At 47.3% G+C, this 17292-nt stretch carries 16 protein-coding genes; 10 read left to right on the top strand and 6 right to left on the bottom strand.

Annotation, left to right across the window (positions count from 1 at the left end; all coding sequences use genetic code 11):
* Positions 1–15: 15 nt before the first annotated feature.
* Both K1Y79_RS00350 and K1Y79_RS00345 read right to left on the bottom strand, forming a co-directional pair.
* The gene (locus K1Y79_RS00350) at positions 16–1536 is read right to left on the bottom strand and encodes an FAD-dependent oxidoreductase (protein WP_220248006.1); all 1521 of its coding nucleotides are present in this window, start codon (positions 1534–1536) and stop codon (positions 16–18) included.
* 138 nt (positions 1537–1674) lie between these two features.
* Positions 1675–2832 (bottom strand): zinc-dependent alcohol dehydrogenase, encoded by a 1158-nt coding sequence (locus tag K1Y79_RS00345; RefSeq protein ID WP_220248005.1) that lies wholly within the window; start codon positions 2830–2832, stop codon positions 1675–1677.
* 461 nt (positions 2833–3293) lie between these two features.
* Here K1Y79_RS00345 and K1Y79_RS00340 point away from each other — a divergent pair, with 461 nt between their 5' ends.
* From K1Y79_RS00340 to K1Y79_RS00320, 5 genes are read left to right on the top strand one after another with little or no spacing between them, the layout of a single operon-like run.
* Entirely contained in the window at positions 3294–4337 is a 1044-nt protein-coding gene (locus K1Y79_RS00340; RefSeq protein ID WP_220248004.1) for a glycosyltransferase family 4 protein, read from the top strand.
* Positions 4338–4353: 16 nt separating this feature from the next.
* On the top strand, positions 4354–5637 hold the full coding sequence (locus K1Y79_RS00335; protein WP_220248003.1) for a glycosyltransferase family 4 protein: 1284 nt from the start codon (positions 4354–4356) through the stop codon (positions 5635–5637).
* Positions 5615–6211, top strand: coding sequence for a D-glycero-alpha-D-manno-heptose-1,7-bisphosphate 7-phosphatase (locus K1Y79_RS00330; protein WP_220248002.1), 597 nt, complete (start codon positions 5615–5617; stop codon positions 6209–6211). The genes K1Y79_RS00335 and K1Y79_RS00330 overlap by 23 nt, the downstream gene beginning before the upstream one ends.
* Positions 6187–7671: a D-glycero-beta-D-manno-heptose 1-phosphate adenylyltransferase gene (gene rfaE2 / locus K1Y79_RS00325; protein WP_220248001.1), complete on the top strand. Its 1485-nt coding sequence runs from the start codon at positions 6187–6189 to the stop codon at positions 7669–7671. The genes K1Y79_RS00330 and rfaE2 overlap by 25 nt, the downstream gene beginning before the upstream one ends.
* Entirely contained in the window at positions 7671–8789 is a 1119-nt protein-coding gene (locus K1Y79_RS00320) for a glycosyltransferase family 9 protein (protein ID WP_220248000.1), read from the top strand. The genes rfaE2 and K1Y79_RS00320 overlap by 1 nt, the downstream gene beginning before the upstream one ends.
* Here K1Y79_RS00320 and K1Y79_RS00315 read toward each other — a convergent pair.
* The 4 genes from K1Y79_RS00315 to K1Y79_RS00300 form a co-directional block, all read right to left on the bottom strand.
* Positions 8754–9734, bottom strand: coding sequence for a glycosyltransferase family 9 protein (locus tag K1Y79_RS00315; RefSeq protein WP_220247999.1), 981 nt, complete (start codon positions 9732–9734; stop codon positions 8754–8756). The genes K1Y79_RS00320 and K1Y79_RS00315 overlap by 36 nt on opposite strands.
* A 1-nt stretch (position 9735) precedes the next feature.
* On the bottom strand, positions 9736–10707 hold the full coding sequence (locus K1Y79_RS00310) for a glycosyltransferase family 2 protein (protein ID WP_220247998.1): 972 nt from the start codon (positions 10705–10707) through the stop codon (positions 9736–9738).
* A 7-nt stretch (positions 10708–10714) separates the two neighbouring features.
* Positions 10715–12433 (bottom strand): carbamoyltransferase family protein, encoded by a 1719-nt coding sequence (locus tag K1Y79_RS00305; RefSeq protein WP_220247997.1) that lies wholly within the window; start codon positions 12431–12433, stop codon positions 10715–10717.
* Between the two features lie 106 nt (positions 12434–12539).
* Complete coding sequence (locus tag K1Y79_RS00300; RefSeq protein WP_220247996.1) at positions 12540–12791, bottom strand: hypothetical protein; 252 nt, start codon at positions 12789–12791, stop codon at positions 12540–12542.
* Positions 12792–12830: 39 nt separating this feature from the next.
* On the opposite strand from K1Y79_RS00300, the gene K1Y79_RS00295 reads away from it, so the two are divergent.
* The 5 genes from K1Y79_RS00295 (at position 12831) to K1Y79_RS00275 (ending at position 17289) form a co-directional block, all read left to right on the top strand.
* Complete coding sequence (locus K1Y79_RS00295) at positions 12831–13007, top strand: hypothetical protein (RefSeq protein ID WP_220247995.1); 177 nt, start codon at positions 12831–12833, stop codon at positions 13005–13007.
* A gap of 597 nt (positions 13008–13604) precedes the next feature.
* Positions 13605–14729 (top strand): NAD(P)/FAD-dependent oxidoreductase, encoded by a 1125-nt coding sequence (locus tag K1Y79_RS00290; RefSeq protein ID WP_220247994.1) that lies wholly within the window; start codon positions 13605–13607, stop codon positions 14727–14729.
* A 6-nt stretch (positions 14730–14735) separates the two neighbouring features.
* Positions 14736–15449 carry a methyltransferase domain-containing protein gene (locus tag K1Y79_RS00285; protein ID WP_220247993.1) on the top strand — a complete coding sequence of 238 codons (714 nt, stop codon included), beginning with the start codon at positions 14736–14738 and terminating at the stop codon, positions 15447–15449.
* Positions 15446–16498, top strand: coding sequence for a type III polyketide synthase (locus K1Y79_RS00280; RefSeq protein ID WP_220247992.1), 1053 nt, complete (start codon positions 15446–15448; stop codon positions 16496–16498). The genes K1Y79_RS00285 and K1Y79_RS00280 overlap by 4 nt, the downstream gene beginning before the upstream one ends.
* A complete protein-coding gene (locus K1Y79_RS00275) occupies positions 16492–17289 on the top strand; it encodes an SDR family oxidoreductase (protein ID WP_220247991.1) in 798 nt (265 codons plus the stop codon). Before K1Y79_RS00280 ends, K1Y79_RS00275 begins: the two co-directional genes overlap by 7 nt.
* The last annotated feature ends 3 nt before the right edge of the window (positions 17290–17292 follow it).

Genomic DNA, 17292 nt, shown 5'->3' with positions numbered 1-17292 from the left:
TTTACCGTTTTTCGCTTATGACAGGGCTAATCCTTCGAGGTCTGCATCCGCAGGACCGGTAATCACCTTGCCATCGTAGTTATATCTTGCACCGTGGCATGGGCAATCCCAGGAGCGTTCTGACTGATTCCATTTCACATCACATTTCATGTGTGTACAGGTTGGATTCAGTGCATGCAGCTTACCTTCTTCATTTCTGTACAGGGCCACCTTCCTGTCGCGGTAGGTAACCAGTTTGCCTTCGCCGGGGGCCAGGTCGGCCAGTTGCTTCAGTTCGTCAGCCGAAAAGAGCTTTCCGAAAAATTCTTTGATAACATCTGTATTATGCGTCACGAAGTTGGTGAAGCCGGCTACGGGTTTAATCCTGTTAGGGTCAAACAGTTTTTCGAGCACAGGCGTCTCTTTCATGATAATACATTTCAGCAATTGAGCTGATACGGTACCGTAGGTCATACCATTTCCACCGAAGCCGGAGGCCACGAATACGTGGTCTTCATAACCTGGCAGGTATCCGATGTATGGGAGGCCGTCGGTAGGCTCGTAGTATTGAGAAGACCATTTGTAAGCAACTTCTTTCACTTTAAAGTGTTTTCTCACATGTGCTTCCAGTTGGCGGAAGCATTGGTCTGTATTTTCCTGCGTACCTGTTTTATGATCCTCCCCGCCAGCTATGAGGTAGTACTGACCGTTCACAATCTGCGTACGATAATAGTGGTAAGGGTCGTACAGGTCGTAGCTGAGGTCATATGGGTAGGCTTCATCTTCAAGCGTAACCGCCATTGCATAACTTCTGTATGGCGCACAGCGCAGGTGCAGCAGGTTGATACCCGGAGGAATATGTGTGGCATACACTACGTCTGTAGTACTAAAGATACCGGCAGTAGTAGCCACTTTCATAGAGTCGTCTTCCGTTACGTTAATCACACGTGTTTGTTGGAGTATGACGCCACCTGCAGCTTCAAAAGCTTGTGCAATTCCCTGAATATATTCCAGCGGATTGAATTTTGCTTGTCCGGCAGCGCGTATTGCCTTTGTATAATGCATATTCACAGGAATTTCCTGTACATAGCCGATGTTGAGGCCAGCATCTTCAGCCGATTTCCGGATCTTCTCCAGTTCTTTCTCCTGATCGGCATCCTGGGCGTAGAGGTAAGCCGAAGCTTCCTGGAAGCCACAATCTATATTAAACCTGGTTACATTACTGCGGATAAGATTGAGGGCCTCAGCAGTAGCCTGCGCCACATGCTTTGCATGCTCCTCCCCAAAGTTCTGTGCAATAACATAGTAAGGAGTGTCGAGTAGTGTATTCAGATGAGCGGTGGTGCCGCCGGTAGTACCAAATCCAAGTTCTTCTGCCTCTACCAGCAGACATTTTTTGCCTGCTTCCTGCAATAGCAGTCCGGTGGTAACGCCTGTAATACCGCCGCCTATGATGACTACATCGTATTTAGCATGTCTGTCTGCTTTGCCTGTCGGGATATATGACTGAATATTTCCCTGCCATAAGCTGGTCTGTGCTCCGTCTCTCTTTATCATTTCTTTTGGAGTTTGGTTCGCGTAGGAAGATCAATTAGTGTGCCCGACGGTATGAGTTATACCAGGGCGGATGGATAATGATGGGTAATGGTATGCTGTGTAAGAAAGCCGCTTACTGTTAAGCGGCTTTCCGGTATTTTAAGGATTAAGTATCACTTTCACACAACCATCTTCTTTCTTTTTGAAGATGTCGTAGGCATTCCTGGCTGCGGACAAAGGCAGTTTATGCGTAATGATGTCGTCCAGTGTAACGCGGCCGGTGGTTACCAGTTCTATCAGGTGGTCTATATAGCTATGTACAGGAGCCTGTCCTGATTTGATGGTGATACCTTTATCGAATATGCGGTGAACAGGGAAGTTATCATAAGGGCTTCCATATACACCGACTACGCTGACAGTACCGCCACGGCGCACCGCTTTGAAGCAGTTTTCCAGTACTTTTGAAGTACCTTTTTCTACATTGATGGTAGCTTTAACTTTCTCCAGGAAACTGCGGTCAGCTTCCATACCTACTGCATCTACACACACGTCTGCACCTCTGCCTTGCGTGAGGTCATAGATAGCCTGTACAGCGTCCGACTCTGCTGAATTGATAGTTTCTACCCTGTTAGTATTCCTGGCCATGTCCAGCCGGTATTGTACAGGGTCAATTGCAATAACTCTTCCTGCACCATTGATCCAGGCAGCTTTCTGCGCCATCAGTCCTACAGGGCCTGAGCCGAAGATGGCCACTGTTTCTCCACCTTTCAGTTGCGCCCAGTCAATAGCAGACCATCCCGTAGGGAAGATGTCGGTGAGGAATAGAACCTGTTCGTCTGTCAGGCTATCGGGTACGACACGCGGGCCGAAGTTGGCGAAAGGTACACGGGCATATTCTGCCTGTCCGCCGGCATAAGCGCCATAAAGGTCAGTATACCCGAACAATCCGCCGCCTTTACCTGAAGTAAGATCACCCTGGGGGCCGTAATGTTCTTTATTACTGTTTTCGCAATGGACAGGTAACTGGTGATTACAGAAGTAGCAACTACCGCATGCGATAGGGAAGGGTACGACGACGCGGTCGCCTTTCTTCAGCTTATGCACACCAGAGCCAACTTCTTCGATAATGCCCATGAACTCATGTCCCATTACCTGGTCTTTCAGTTGCGGAAAGAATCCGTCATAAATATGAAGATCAGAGCCGCATATAGCAGTGGAAGTGACTTTGACAATTACGTCTTCTGCGTGTTCAATTCTTGGGTCTTCGACAGTATCTACACTGATGTCACCTATTTTATGAAATACAGCTGCCTTCATATGTTTTTTGTTTAAGTAAGTAAAAAAGGTTGAACGTCCGGGGTGAGGGATAGACAGGTTATTCATGCAGTTGGAAAATCATGCCATGGCGATTATAATACATACTTGTCTTGATCGGACAGCGGGATGTGAACAACACACATCAATTGTAGAACTGGCGCGTCAAGTGTGTATTTTATCTGTTACACCTGCAGACCCATGGGATCAAAAAATACTCTACCAGCAGCGTCCGCCGGGGAAGCGCTTCTACTCAGTGCTTTATGCGAATTACTAATCTGTAAAAATAAGATACTATAAATCAATTGTTTCGGGATTGACAGATTTGGTTTGTTTATTGATCTCAGACGCATGAAGCCCATTTTAGACAAGTAAAGAATGTTTGGTCTGGTTGAAACTAAAGACACATCGGGAAAGCGTAAGCACATTTTTGTTACCAACTGTCAATCCTATCAATTATATATATGACGACTACACAGCAGCGGCCCAGGCTGAAGATTTTTACATGGCATATACATGGGAGTTACCTGTATTATTTGTCACAAGGTAACTTTGATATTTATATTCCGGTAAATGAGCAGCGCACGCCTGGGTATTATGGGAGGGGCAGAACATTCCCTTTCGGAGACAATGTACATGAGATTCCCGTTAAGATGGTAAAGGACTTTGACTTTGATGTCATCCTGTATCAGTCCACAAAAGATTATCTGGTAGATCAGTATGATATACTGTCTCCTGCGCAACGAAGATTACCCAGGGTTTACCTGGAGCACAACACACCTGCAAAGAATCCGGTAGCAGCGAGACACGTTGTGAATGACCGCAGGATTTGCCTGGTGCATGTAACCCATTATAACAGATTAATGTGGGATAATAACCGTACCCCCGCTACCGTGATAGAGCATGGCGTAACGATGCCGGATGTGCCTTACACAGGTGAACTGGCAAAGGGACTGGTGACTATCAACCACCTTCCGCAGCGTGGAAGAGGTCTCGGTTGGGACATCTTTCAGCAGGTGCGTAATATCATACCTGTCGATCTGGCCGGTATGGGCAATGGCGCAGACGGCGTAGGAGAGATCCTGCATCCACAGCTGCCGCAGTTCAGAAGCAGATACCGATTCTATTTCCATCCGGTACGGCATACCAGTCTGGCACTGGCAGTGTGCGAAGCCATGATGCAGGGGTTACCTGTTGTCGGACTAGCAACAACTGAGCTGGTGACTGTTATTGAGAATGGAAAGAACGGGTTTATCCATACTGATGTCAACTACCTGATCCGGAAGATGAGAGTGTTGCTCAATGAGCCTGAGATGGCTGCACAGATGGGAGCCGAGGCAAAGGCTACTGCTATGAAGCGTTTTAGTATCAACCGTTTCATTGCAGACTGGGAAAGGTTATTCTATAATGTTTGCAATGGCAACATGAACGAAGTGATTTATACTGACCAACTGTTCGGAAAGCAACCGGTGGAATCTGACCCAAGTACCATCGCCAGCGACATCTGATCTTAAAACTTAGCACATGGGAAGAAGGATTGCATTTATCAGCGAACATGCTTCGCCACTGGCCGCATTGGGTGGTGCTGACGCAGGAGGACAGAATGTATATGTCGGAGAGGTAGCCAGGCAGCTGTCATTAAAAGGATATCAGATTGATATCTTCACCCGCAGGGATGAGCATGAACTACCTAAAGTAGTTGCTTTCAGTGAGCAGATCCGTATTATCCATGTGGATGCCGGACCCGCTGCCGATATTCCGAAAGAAGAGCTACTGCAATATATGCCGGCTTTTACCAATGATGTACTGCACTTTATCAGTAGCGAACAACTGTCATATGAGCTGGTACATGCAAATTTCTTTATGTCTGCACTGGTTGCTATGGAACTTAAGAAGACGCTGGGTATACCCTTTGTCGTTACGTTCCATGCCCTGGGACATATCCGTCGCATTCATCAGGGAGACAATGACAGATTCCCCAAGGAGCGCATTGCTATTGAAGAACAGGCTGTCAGAGAAGCCAGTATGATCATTGCCGAATGTCCGCAGGATAGGGATGACCTGATTAACTATTACGATGCGCAGGTAGAGAAGATTACTATCATTCCCTGTGGCGTCAATACGGCAGAATTTTACCCGGTCAATAAATCAGTGGCGCGCAGTCTATTACAGCTGCCTGCCGATGAACGGATCCTGCTACAACTGGGCCGGATGGTTCCCAGGAAAGGAGTGGATACAGTTATTACCGCCCTGGCAGCAGTACGTTGCAGCGATGCGCCGGTAAAGCTGCTGATAGTAGGCGGGGATATTGATACAGCCAGTGAGCTACAGCGCTTACGAGAGCTGGCAGCAGAACTGGGGCTTAGCGATAAAATCAGTTTTCTGGGGCAGAAGTCCCGGGAGGAACTAAAATATTATTACGCAGCAGCTGACCTGTTTATCACGACACCCTGGTATGAGCCGTTCGGTATCACGCCGCTGGAAGCAATGGCTTGCGGCACGCCGGTAATAGGCAGTAACGTAGGCGGCGTCCGTTTCAGTGTGGCTGATGGTCATACCGGCGCGTTGGTACCGCCTAAGGATCCGGTTGCGCTGGCGGCAAAGATTACTTCATTACTGCGTTCGCCTGCACGTCTGAAAGAGATGAGCGTGAATGCTGTGAGAAGGATTAATAAGCTCTTTACATGGGAACTGGTAGCACAGGACATACAGAGCTTGTATGAAAAGGTGATCGGCAGTGGTGTGGTATACCCTGAGAAGACAGCGTCAGCCCAAATGATCACTTATGAGAAAAGCAATCTTCATTGATAAAGATGGCACGCTTATCCGTAACGTACCATACAATGTTGACCCTGACAAAATACAACTCGAACACTTTGCCATAGAGGGGTTGAGGTTGTTACAGCAAAAAGGATATCTGATCGTGGTAATCTCCAACCAGGCAGGTGTCGCACATGGATATTTTTCAGAAGATGCACTGCAGCCTGTAATAGGGACGGTGAGGCGTCTGCTGGCTGATGGTGGAATCAGGCTGGACGGATTTTATTACTGTCCGCACCACCCTGCTGGAAAAGTAGAACCATTCGCGGCCTCCTGCACTTGCCGTAAACCCGCCCCGGGCATGATCATTCGTGCGGCTATTGATCTGGATATTTCTCTGGGTGAATCATGGATGATAGGCGACATACTACATGACGTAGAAGCAGGTAACCGCGCTGGTTGTCAGTCGATACTCATTAATAACGGAAATGAAACAGAATGGGTTATAAACCCTAATTCCAGGCCGGAATATATAGTTAAAGATTTACTCGAAGCGGCAACAATGATTGCCAATCACTCTACTACAAACCATAGTACATGGAACTCATATATCAGACATTGATCAGGTCTTTTGTAGAACCTGCAGTGCTGGTACTTGGCGATCTGATGATAGACACTTATCTGAGGGGAGCAAGTACCCGTCTGTCTCCTGAAGCGCCGGTACCAGTAGTGGATATCAGCTCGCATACCTCTGTATTAGGCGGAGGCGCCAATGCAGCTGCCAACCTGCGTCACCTGGGCGCGAAGGTTACATTTGTCAGCCTTACCGGCGATGACCATGCTGCCAGATTAGCGGGGGAATTGCTCGAGAAAGAGGGTATTTGTGATCAGGTAGTACGTTGTGATACACGACGTACCATTACCAAAACCAGGGTGATTGCCGGGCATCAGTTACTGACCCGGTATGATGAAGGCACAGAACTGCAGCTGGATCAGGACTGCGAACAGCAGATCATCGCTGTGCTGAGTGAGCAATTGCCTCTGCATGATGCCATCCTGATCGCTGATTATAACAAAGGACTGATTACACCAGCTATTATTGAAGCCCTGACTGCCATGAACCGGGACTTCCGGAAATTTGTAGCTGTGGATGCTAAACGGCTGGACAGGTACAAGTGTCTGCAACCTGACGTAATCAAGCCTAATTACAAAGAGATTACTGAATTGCTTGGTCTACCGGAAATGCCAGGTCGCAAGGCCCAGCAGCTGGAAGAGATGGGTACGGCTATCTACCAGGCGACAGGTGCTAAGATAAGCGCCATCACCCTGGATGAGGAAGGCGCATTGATATTCCAGGAAGATAAACTATTATGTCATACTGCTGCACGCCCGGTTAATACTCCTAATGTATCTGGCGCAGGTGATACTTACATCAGCGCCTTTACACTATCCTGTCTTACAGGGGCAGCAGCGGCAACTGCCGCCGAAATAGCCGGAGCGGCAGCGGCAGTAGCTATCAGTAAAAGCAATACAGCACATTGTAAGCATAGTGAACTGGTGGCATACTTCTCTATCAGGGATAAGTGCATTAGTGACCTGGAAGAACTGTCAGCCTTATGTGAGATGTACAGAGCACAAGGCAGAAAGATCGTATTTACCAATGGCTGTTTTGATATACTGCATAGCGGACATGTCAGCTACCTGGAAAGGGCAGCTTCACTAGGTGACGTGCTGATTGTCGGGGTAAATACCGATGAGAGTATCAAGAGGCTGAAAGGCCCCGAAAGACCTATTAATAGTCTGAATGACCGGGTACAGGTGCTGGCAGGGTTAGGAGCTATCTCACACCTCATCGCATTTGGCGACCAGCACGATGATACTCCCGAACCACTGATCAGGATCATCCGCCCGGATGTATTTGCCAAAGGTGGCGATTATAACAGGGAATCGCTTCCGGAAGCAGCCGCAGTAGAGGAATATGGTGGAGAAGTGGTATTGCTGCCATTAGTGCCTGACCGCTCCACGACGCTGATCATAAAACGTATTTATACTACGCCTGTCTTAAAAGTAGCGGAGGCATAATGGAAAAGGAATGGCATGCATGCCGGCGGATATTGTGTATTCGTCCGGATAATATAGGCGATCTGCTGATGAGCACACCGGCTATCAAAGCGTTAAAGCAGACATTTGATTGTCATATTACGGTACTTGTTTCTTCTATGGGAGCAGCCGTAGCGCCGGAAATTCCCGAGATAGATGAGGTTATTGTATGTGATGTGCCCTGGGTGCAAACCAATGGTGTTACTCATCCTGCTCAGTTTACTGAACTGGCCGACCGTCTGAAAAAGGAAGCTTTTGATGCGGCAGTGATCTTCACTGTATACAGCCAGAATCCGATGCCGTCGATCCTGCTGGCTTATCTGGCAGAGATTCCTTTGAGACTGGCCTATTGCAGGGAAAACCCATATCATCTGCTCACCCATTGGATACCTGATGAAGAGCCGTATACGTACATCCGGCACCAGGTAGTCCGTGACTTGAATCTTGTGGCAAGGGTAGGGGCAGTAGTAAAGGAGAGCAGGTTTAGTTTACAGGTAAGAGAAGATCTGTGGCCTATTGTTCTGCATAAACTACAGCTCCTGGGTCTGCAACCAGATCAGCCGTGGGCCATCCTGCATCCCGAAGTGTCAGAACAGAAGCGTAAGTACGCAATGGCTGACTGGGTAAAGGCAGGCAGGGAGATAGTCGCTCAAGGCGAATGTCAGTTGCTGATTACCGGCAAATGTAATGAAGTGGAGGCAAGTGCAATGAGACATGAGATAGGCGGGCATACCTTTTCAGCGGCAGGAGTGTTTAATCTGCAGGAACTGATTGTATTAATCAGGCACTGTTCGTTACTCATCTCTGTTAATACTGGTACAATACATATCGCATCTGCAGTTCAGACACCTGTACTCGTGCTATATGCATTGACTAATCCGCAGCACACGCCCTGGAATGTGACCAGCGAGGTGCTCTACTTTGATGTACCCGAGAGTATGCAGAGTAAGAATGAAGTGGTAAGGTATGTTTATCAGTCTTTCGCCCGGCAGGAGCTGCCGTTGGCAACTCCCGGCCGTATTGCTGAAAGAGCATTATATATGCTGGAAAGAAGCTGCGCTATATCAGGTAGCTTCCAGCAGCCGCATACCCTGCCTTAAGACAATTTCATAATCTGGTTCAGTAGTCCAGTCTATTGTATAATGTAAGTTCTTATTTAGTGGAGCCCATCTCCCCGGTTCTCCGTCCATACTGATTACGACACTGGGAGTTTCAAATGCGGCAGCCATATGCGAAACGCCTGTGCAGTTAGACAATAATGCACGGGCGTTTTTAATTAACACACCCAGACTACCCAATGTTGTTCTTCCAGCAGTGTTCATAGATTTATGCTTCATCAGCGCTGCTACTTCATCAGTAAGTGGCTTCTCGTCTTTTGTGCCTGTCAGTACAATCTTCCAGCCTTTCTCTGCAAATTCATCTGCCATTGCGGCAAACATATGCGGCGGCCATTGCCGCCAGCTGCCTCTTGAGCCAGGGTGTACACACAGGTATTCCTGTGCTTCTAAAGGAAGACACAACTGATTAAAGTCATCTACATCTTTAGCTGTGATAGGAAATTCCAGATGTGTGCCTTGAGATGGAATGTTGAGGTATTCCATCAATTGGAGGTGCCTTTCTATTTCAGAAACATCTTCAGGGTATTCCATGAACAGGCCTGCATCCGGACAACCATCTTCTTTGCGCCAGTACCCACCGGTGTAACGTGCCCCAAATAATGCCACCATGGGATTAACAATAGAACCATTGCCCTGCATCTGTAATACCAGGTCAAACTGCCGCTCCTGCATGGCTACCAGGAATGGAGGTATCAAAGATGGTATTATAGGCTGTTCCGGCAGACCAGGATAGCCGGGGAAATGTACAAATTCATCCAGCAGGTGGTGGAAGCGTTCTGTGAATGCAGCTTCCCAGGGTAAGCCAAGTAATGTAATATGCGCATCGGGGAATGCTGCGCGTAGTGCCCTGAATGCGGGTACTGCGCATAGCATATCTCCCAGTTGTAATGCGCGGAAAATCGCGATCTTTTTGATGGATGTTTCCATATCAGAGGTAAAGTACTTTATAGCGCCATGCTCCGTAAAGTGTCCAGTAGGTGGCCGCAAACGGGATAGCTGCTGATGTGACAATCATTTCAAGGACGTGGGAAATACTGCGGGAGGTATGCCTCAGCCGCTTTTCCGCAAATATTCCTATCAGCAATAACCATGCGCCAAATAGCACAGCCGCCACTGTCGGTTGTCCGTAGCCAAGACTGACTATACCTGTTGCAAAACAGGCAATCATTACATAATAGTTCCAGGCGGGATTTTTCTGTATCCTTGTACGATATAGTTGCGGGAATTTCTTATATAATAAAGCATTGAAGATATTCTTCTTCTGCTCTTTAATGCTGACTCCCCAGCTCGCCTTTCTAACAGGATGCACGACAACGGCGTTCTGCAGATGATAAATAGGAATATTTTGTTGCAGTAATCTAAATTCGAGATCACTGTCTTCGCGCCAGGCTGCTTCAAAGGATTCGTCAAATCCGTTCACCATCTCCAGTGCCTGTCTTGTACAGGCACAGTTAGCGGTAACAAAGTCTGCTTTCTCCAACTGGGCAGTATTCCATTCATAGTCTGTTGGTCTGCCGTTGATAGGCACTACTACTCGTCCTGTATATACTACAGCTGCCTGTCCTTTCCAGCCTTTCCAGAGGTTTTGCAGCCAGAAAGGATCCGGTTGGGTATCATCGTCGGTAAATGCGATAAACGGCGACTGACTTAATCTCCAACCGGCATTCCTTGCTGCGGCAGGTCCTTTCTTGGCTGGCAGGGCGTAATATTTTACATCAATAAGTCCGGCGTATTTCCAGCTGGCTGCAATCTGACGGGTATATTTGTCAGGACCGTCGCTGACTACAATCACTTCAAATGCTCCCGGATCAAACTGTTGCTCTTCGAGCGCTTTCAGGCAGCGAGATAATAATTCGGGTCGTTGGTAAGTGGGTATAACAACACTAATCTTTTTTTCCATGACAGCTTTATTTCTGAATGAGAAAAGATCCTATTACCAGCGCGTCAAATGGTGAAGACCAGAAGCACTCAACGGCGTCGCGGGGGGTACATACAATTGGTTTTCCCAATGTATTGAATGAAGTATTGATCAGTACAGGTACGCCTGTTTTCTTATAGAACGCCTGTAACAGGTCATAATAACGCGCATGCTGATCACGGTTGATGGTCTGTATACGCGCAGTGCCGTCCACATGCGTAACCGCAGGAATTTTGTCCTTTTTGTCATCTTTTACGCTGTATACAAACAACATAAAGGGTGAGAACTGAGCGCCATCAAACCATTCACTGGCTGCTTCTTCCAGTACAACCGGCGCTACGGGACGGAAGTCTTCCCTGTCTTTCACTTCATTCAAACGGGCCTGCATGTTGGCAGAGATCGGAGATGCAAGAATAGAACGGCTACCAAGAGCTCTTGGACCAAACTCCATTCTTCCCTGGTACCATCCGATGATCTTATCCTGTGCCAGCAGTTCAGCGGTTTCTTCTGCAACATTGTCAAGTTTCTTGTAAGGCGTCTTAGTCCAGTCCAGGAAGGCTTTAATCTCTTCATCGCCATATTCCGGTCCCCAGTATGCATGGTCCATACGGAAGGTCTTCTCCTGACTACCCCGTTCCTTCGCATCTGTCCACAATGCTGCACCCAAAGCTGTGCCGGCATCACCTGATGCGGGTTGTACCCAGATGTTTTTGAAGATGCCTGCGTCCCTGATCTTTGCATTTAACACACAATTCAATGCCACGCCGCCTGCAAAGCAAAGATTATCTGCCTGCGTTTCTTTATACAACCAGTCTGTTAGTTGTAACACAGATTCCTGGAGTACCGCCTGCAATGAATGTGCGATATTGAAGTGATGTGCTGTAAACTCATCTCCCTTCTTCCTGGCGGGTCCTAATAGTTCCACCATCTGTGCATCATCGATGGCATACTGTCCTTTATCCAGCATGCTGATCATAGAGCGGAAAGCGTTCACAAATACGGGCTTGCCGTAAGAGGCCAACGCCATTACTTTGTATTCGTCAGAGGAATGCAGGAAGCCCAGATGCGTCGTCACTTTCTCATATAACAATCCTAACGAGTGCGGCATGTCTACCTGACTGATCCTGTGCAAGTCATTCGCTCTTCCCATACTGAAAGTTGTGGTTGCTTTTTCCCCACGACCATCGATGGTCAGTACTGCCGCTTCATGGTAAGGAGATGGCAGGAACGCACTCGCTGCATGACAAAGATGATGTTCAACAAAATGCCATTGGTCATTATTGAAGCTTGCGCCGCGAAACCGTTTCTGCAAATGGTGTGGGTATCCGTCTACCAGTTGTCCGGGTGCATTGATAATTGCTGAGAGGAATAAAGGATCCCAGGGAGAGATCCACTTCTCGGGAACAAACTGTGATGGTTGCTTCAGGGGAATATCTATCAGACTTTTTTCTGCATCCTCCTGAGGCAGTAGGATAAACGGATCGAAAGAATATGAAATGTGGTCAACATCACTCAGGTGGATGTTAGCCGTTTTCAGGCAATAATCAATTGCATGATACGGTAATTCGTATGCAGAGAACGGAATAGGTCGTTTACCATGTTTGATGTGTGTAAAACGTTCGTCTTCTGCAGCAGCGATCAGCTGCCCGTCCTTAACAAGGCATGCTGCCGAATCATGGAAAGCGGCATTAATTCCAAGTGTATACATATATTGAGTGATTTGTGTCAGTGGAGGGTGTGTCTTATTCAGTAAGAAGGGCAATGAATGATGAATGACATTCATTGCCCCTGTGTAGACGTAGCAAAGCTACGGGTTAACTATTTTTGGGAGGTTCCCATTGTACTTTATCTGCATCCTCATCAGAGAGATTATTATCGTCAAGGTCATCTTCGTCGAGTTCAGGCGTATCATCCAGATCGTCTTCTTCATCATCTTCCAGATCTTCATCAAGATCTTCATCATTTACAACGTCTTCATTTTGGATATCGCCCTGATCTTCTGCCAGGTTTGCATTTAGTGGATCTTTATCGTTTTTCAGCGGCTCGTTGCCTTCAGGAGTTTGCATAACAAGTAAGTTTAGTGGAGTGAAACAAATATTAAAAGCATGTACAACTATAGGGGCACAAAGATTACGCCACGGGTCATTGATAATGAGAAGAATAGCAGTCTCCCCCATAAAGGGGAAAGCTTATCTACACATGTATGTAGTTTGAGAAACATCTTCCTGGAAGCGCTTACGGGTAAGTGGCTTATGGCACATTTCTGGACATGTATTATTTAGACACCAGTACGATTGTTTCCATTAAGAAGATGACAATACGTTTCATCACTTGAAACACTGACCGCGCAATTGTTTTGTATCTCTACGAACTTGTCATCATCAGCTTATTACCGGAACAGTTTGGCGGTGTGCAGCAGCAAATTCCAATCCTTACAGCATGTGTAAATACTACACGGAGAGCAATTGCAACTGCAGCCTGGGGAGGCATTATAATACTCGTTAAGTAAGTGGCTATGGTTTATCAGATAAGGGTGGAGTGGGGTCGGCATAAGCCGGCCCCGCTTTTTTGTGTCCAGGTCTAGCTGACATAATAGCTTAACTACCTAGTGTCAGTACCTGCCCGTATACCACTGCTACCGATAGCAACAGTAGTAACAACAATCGGAGAAGCTCCCTTGGCAACACTCATCCCCTCATGAAAAGTAACATACGAAACCGGTTCTCTTTCTTTCTGATGATCATCTGAACAAATTTGACAAAAAAATTAGGAATAAGCAGCTACCTGGGTTCGCCATTTCAGGAATTTAGCGTACACTTGTTGCAACATACACTTTGTCATCTGATGTCGGGAAGCAAAAAACCAATTAATTACGTCCAATGCCAGTAAATGATATCATCATTGTGGGAGGCGGACTGGCCGGATTAACCAGTGCCCTGCACCTGTTACGTGCAGGTTTGCATGTTACTGTTATTGAGAAAAACTCTTTTCCGAAACATAAAGTCTGCGGAGAATATATCTCCAATGAAGTATTACCCTACCTGCAATGGCTGGGAGCTGATCCGAAGTCGTTACAGCCTGCCAGTATTGAACGCGTCTTGGTATCCACTGTCTCCGGAGATAGTGTAGGGGCGTCACTACCCCTGGGCGGATTTGGCATCAGCCGTTATGCCTTAGATCACTTTCTGCTACAACTGGTACTTGCCGCCGGAGGAATATTGCTCGAAGATACAGTGGTTGATATCACCTTTACAAACGACAACTTCCAGGTGTCAACGGCTGCCGGACATACACTCCATGCTCGCTTTGTAATAGGCGCTTATGGTAAACGCGCGGCCCTGGATCAGCAACTGGATCGTGGGTTTTCTGCTCAGAAGTCTCCGTGGCTGGCAGTAAAATGTCATTATAAAGGTGACTTCCCCGACGGGTTAGTAGCGCTACATAACTTTAAGGGTGGGTATTGCGGTGTATCCAAAGTGGAGAACAATATCATCAATATCTGTTACCTGGTCAGCTACGATATCTTCAAGCAGTACAAACATATTGAAGCACACCGGGAAGCGGTATTATACAAAAACCCGCATCTGAAATACATCTTTACACATTGTACACCACTGTTTGAACGGCCAATCACCATCAGCCAGGTGTCTTTTGCTGAAAAGCGTAAAGTAGATCACCATATACTGATGACTGGAGATACGGCAGGACTGATCCATCCGCTATGCGGTAACGGCATGGCCATGGCTATACATAGCGCCAGAATCGCATCGGAACAATTATTGTCCTTCATCTCCGGAAGTATCACTTCGCGGGAGGCGATGGAGAAAGGATATACAAAAGCATGGCAGGCAGCTTTCGGAAAGCGTATGCTGGCAGGTAAGTTACTATCTTCCGTCTTCAGAAAAGAACAGCTGGCATCAGGCATGATGAAAGGATTGGTGCTGTTCCCCGCTATCTTGCCGGTCATTATCCGGCAAACACATGGAAAACCTTTAAACAACTAGTTACTCATGTTTGTCAATACGCAGCAGCGGACCCTCGCGCCAGAGATTATGGATGATTTCCTGATGGAAGGAGAGATATTACGTAGTACCTTAGACCAGATTGCTTATGTGAACCGTATGCTCGGTGGAAACAGTATCACCCTGAGCGGAGTGTCCTCGCTGATGGAACACGTGCCTAAAGGGAAATTGATCACCATTGCCGACATCGGGTGTGGAAACGGTGATATGCTCAGGGCTGTGGCAAGACTGGCCCGTAAGAATAAATGGCAGGTTAAGTTGATGGGGATCGATGCAAACAAGTGTACAGTAGATTATGCAACCCGTCTGTCAGTAGAATACCCGGAAATCACTTACTATTGTATGGATATTATGCAGGACCCCTTCAGAAACCTGCAATACGATATCGCCTTATGTACGCTCACGCTGCATCATTTTGAAGAAAAGCAGATCATCAGGCTGATGTCTGTGTTCCGGAGAAATGCAACACTGGGAATAGTGATCAATGACCTGCACAGAAGCGCGCTGGCTTACCGCCTGTTCCAGGGATTCAGCTGGATTGCTGGTATGGGACAGATGGCCAAAACCGACGGACTGGTATCTATCCTGAGAGGATTTAAAAGAAACGAGATAGAAGAATTATCACATAAACTAAATTTTAGTCAGTATACACTCAAATGGAAATGGGCTTTCCGTTACCAGTGGATAATCACAAATGTATGAGCGTTAAAATAACAGCAGTTGCGAAAGCCTTACCTCCTTATACCAGAACTACCGAGGAAATTATGCCTTTTCTGGACGTATGGTTGTCCGGTCAGGAAGACCGCTTTGCCAGAAAAGTCAGAAAGATCTTCGAGAATGCAGCGGTAGAAAGACGCTATTCTATTATGAGTCCGGAAGAGGTATTTACCAATACCTCATTTGAAGAGAAGAACGACATCTATATGCGGGAGGTGATTAAACTGGGGCGTCAGTGTCTGCAGGATGCGCTTACAAAAGCTGGTCTTGGTCCGCAGGACCTGGACTATATCATCACTGTCAGCTGCACCGGTATTATGATCCCCTCCCTGGACGCTTACCTGATCAATGAATTACAACTCAGGCAGGACATTATACGTTTGCCCGTAACAGAAATGGGTTGCGCAGCAGGTATCTCAGGAATGATCTACGCCAAGAAATTCCTGCAATCCAACCCGGGTAAACGGGCTGCTGTAATAGCGGTAGAATCGCCTACTGCTACTTTTCAGCTGGAAGACTATTCCATGCCCAATATTGTCAGTGCAGCCATCTTCGGCGATGGCGCTGCCTGTGTAATATTGTCTTCTCACGAAGAAGACAAGGGCCCAGGCATAGTGGCAGAGGAAATGTATCACTTTTATTCCGCTGAACATATGATGGGATTCCGCCTCACTAACACCGGTCTGCAGATGATACTGGACGTTGAAGTACCAGAAACCATTGCTGCTCATTTTCCCGCTATTGTTCATCCTTTCCTGGAGAAGCAAAACAGCTGCATCGAGGAGATTGACCATCTGATATTCCATCCGGGAGGGAAGAAGATCATTCAGACGGTAGAACAGCTTTTCGGCAATATGGGAAAGAATATAGATGATACCAAGGAAGTGTTACGTTTATATGGTAACATGTCCAGCGCAACGGTCCTGTACGTACTGGAACGCTTTATGGACAGGGAAATACCTGCCGGCAGCAAAGGCCTGATGCTAAGCTTTGGTCCGGGATTTTCCGCACAGCGAATATTATTACAATGGTAAAGGAATTTGCTTCATATAATTACTGGGCAGTAATACTTGGCGGCAGCAACGGTCTTGGACTGGCTACTGCACACAAGCTGGCGCAGCACGGTATGAACATCTGCATTGTACATCGTGATGCCCGTATAGAATTGCCCCGTATCGAACAGGAGTTTGCAGCCATCCGGGAGATGGGTGTATCATTGCTCACGTTCAACGCGGATGCGCTGCAAAGTGTAAAAAGGACCGACATCCTCTCCTCATTGCAAACGGCCATGGGAGCAAATGGTCGTGTCAGAACGCTTGTACATAGCATTGCCAGGGGGAATCTCAAGGCTATGCTTAAGCCGGAAGGTGCTGTACTTACTAATGACGATTTCCATATTACCCTGGATAGTATGGCCATCAGCCTCTATGACTGGACACGGGCCCTCATTACACAAGGACTATTTGCTGCGGATGCACGTGTATTGTCTTTCACCAGTGAAGGCAGCAGTCGCGCCTGGGCGCATTATGGTGCAGTGGCAGCTGCAAAGGCAGCACTGGAAGCAATCACCAGAAATATGGCATTAGAATTTGCTCCATTGGGCATCCGGGCCAACTGCATACAGGCAGGCGTTACCGACACCCGCTCCCTGCAGGCTATTCCCGGCAGCGAAGCGCTTATTACACATACAAAACAACGTAACCCCTTTCACCGGCTTACGACTCCTGCTGATGTAGCCAATGCTGTTTATCTCCTGTGTAAAGAGGAAGCAGCCTGGATCAACGGAGCCGTTATTCCGGTAAACGGGGGGGAACATATCAGCTGATAT

Origin of the sequence: Chitinophaga rhizophila, from assembly GCF_019492185.1 — a bacterium.
Lineage (GTDB): Bacteria > Bacteroidota > Bacteroidia > Chitinophagales > Chitinophagaceae > Chitinophaga > Chitinophaga rhizophila.
This window is presented reverse-complemented; position numbering and strand designations above follow the sequence as displayed.

What these genes read in the sequence shown, in the direction of transcription:
- K1Y79_RS00280 (WP_220247992.1), top strand. Translation starts at nt 15,446, where the DNA reads ATGAGCGTTAAAATAACAGCAGTTGCGAAAGCCTTACCTCCTTATACC.
- K1Y79_RS00310 (WP_220247998.1), bottom strand. Translation starts at nt 10,707, where the DNA reads ATGGAAAAAAAGATTAGTGTTGTTATACCCACTTACCAACGACCCGAA.
- K1Y79_RS00330 (WP_220248002.1), top strand. Translation starts at nt 5,615, where the DNA reads ATGAGAAAAGCAATCTTCATTGATAAAGATGGCACGCTTATCCGTAAC.
- K1Y79_RS00350 (WP_220248006.1), bottom strand. Translation starts at nt 1,536, where the DNA reads ATGATAAAGAGAGACGGAGCACAGACCAGCTTATGGCAGGGAAATATT.
- K1Y79_RS00320 (WP_220248000.1), top strand. Translation starts at nt 7,671, where the DNA reads ATGGAAAAGGAATGGCATGCATGCCGGCGGATATTGTGTATTCGTCCG.
- K1Y79_RS00275 (WP_220247991.1), top strand. Translation starts at nt 16,492, where the DNA reads ATGGTAAAGGAATTTGCTTCATATAATTACTGGGCAGTAATACTTGGC.
- K1Y79_RS00340 (WP_220248004.1), top strand. Translation starts at nt 3,294, where the DNA reads ATGACGACTACACAGCAGCGGCCCAGGCTGAAGATTTTTACATGGCAT.
- K1Y79_RS00285 (WP_220247993.1), top strand. Translation starts at nt 14,736, where the DNA reads ATGTTTGTCAATACGCAGCAGCGGACCCTCGCGCCAGAGATTATGGAT.
- K1Y79_RS00315 (WP_220247999.1), bottom strand. Translation starts at nt 9,734, where the DNA reads ATGGAAACATCCATCAAAAAGATCGCGATTTTCCGCGCATTACAACTG.
- K1Y79_RS00295 (WP_220247995.1), top strand. Translation starts at nt 12,831, where the DNA reads ATGTACAACTATAGGGGCACAAAGATTACGCCACGGGTCATTGATAAT.
- K1Y79_RS00305 (WP_220247997.1), bottom strand. Translation starts at nt 12,433, where the DNA reads ATGTATACACTTGGAATTAATGCCGCTTTCCATGATTCGGCAGCATGC.
- rfaE2 (WP_220248001.1), top strand. Translation starts at nt 6,187, where the DNA reads ATGGAACTCATATATCAGACATTGATCAGGTCTTTTGTAGAACCTGCA.
- K1Y79_RS00335 (WP_220248003.1), top strand. Translation starts at nt 4,354, where the DNA reads ATGGGAAGAAGGATTGCATTTATCAGCGAACATGCTTCGCCACTGGCC.
- K1Y79_RS00345 (WP_220248005.1), bottom strand. Translation starts at nt 2,832, where the DNA reads ATGAAGGCAGCTGTATTTCATAAAATAGGTGACATCAGTGTAGATACT.
- K1Y79_RS00290 (WP_220247994.1), top strand. Translation starts at nt 13,605, where the DNA reads ATGCCAGTAAATGATATCATCATTGTGGGAGGCGGACTGGCCGGATTA.
- K1Y79_RS00300 (WP_220247996.1), bottom strand. Translation starts at nt 12,791, where the DNA reads ATGCAAACTCCTGAAGGCAACGAGCCGCTGAAAAACGATAAAGATCCA.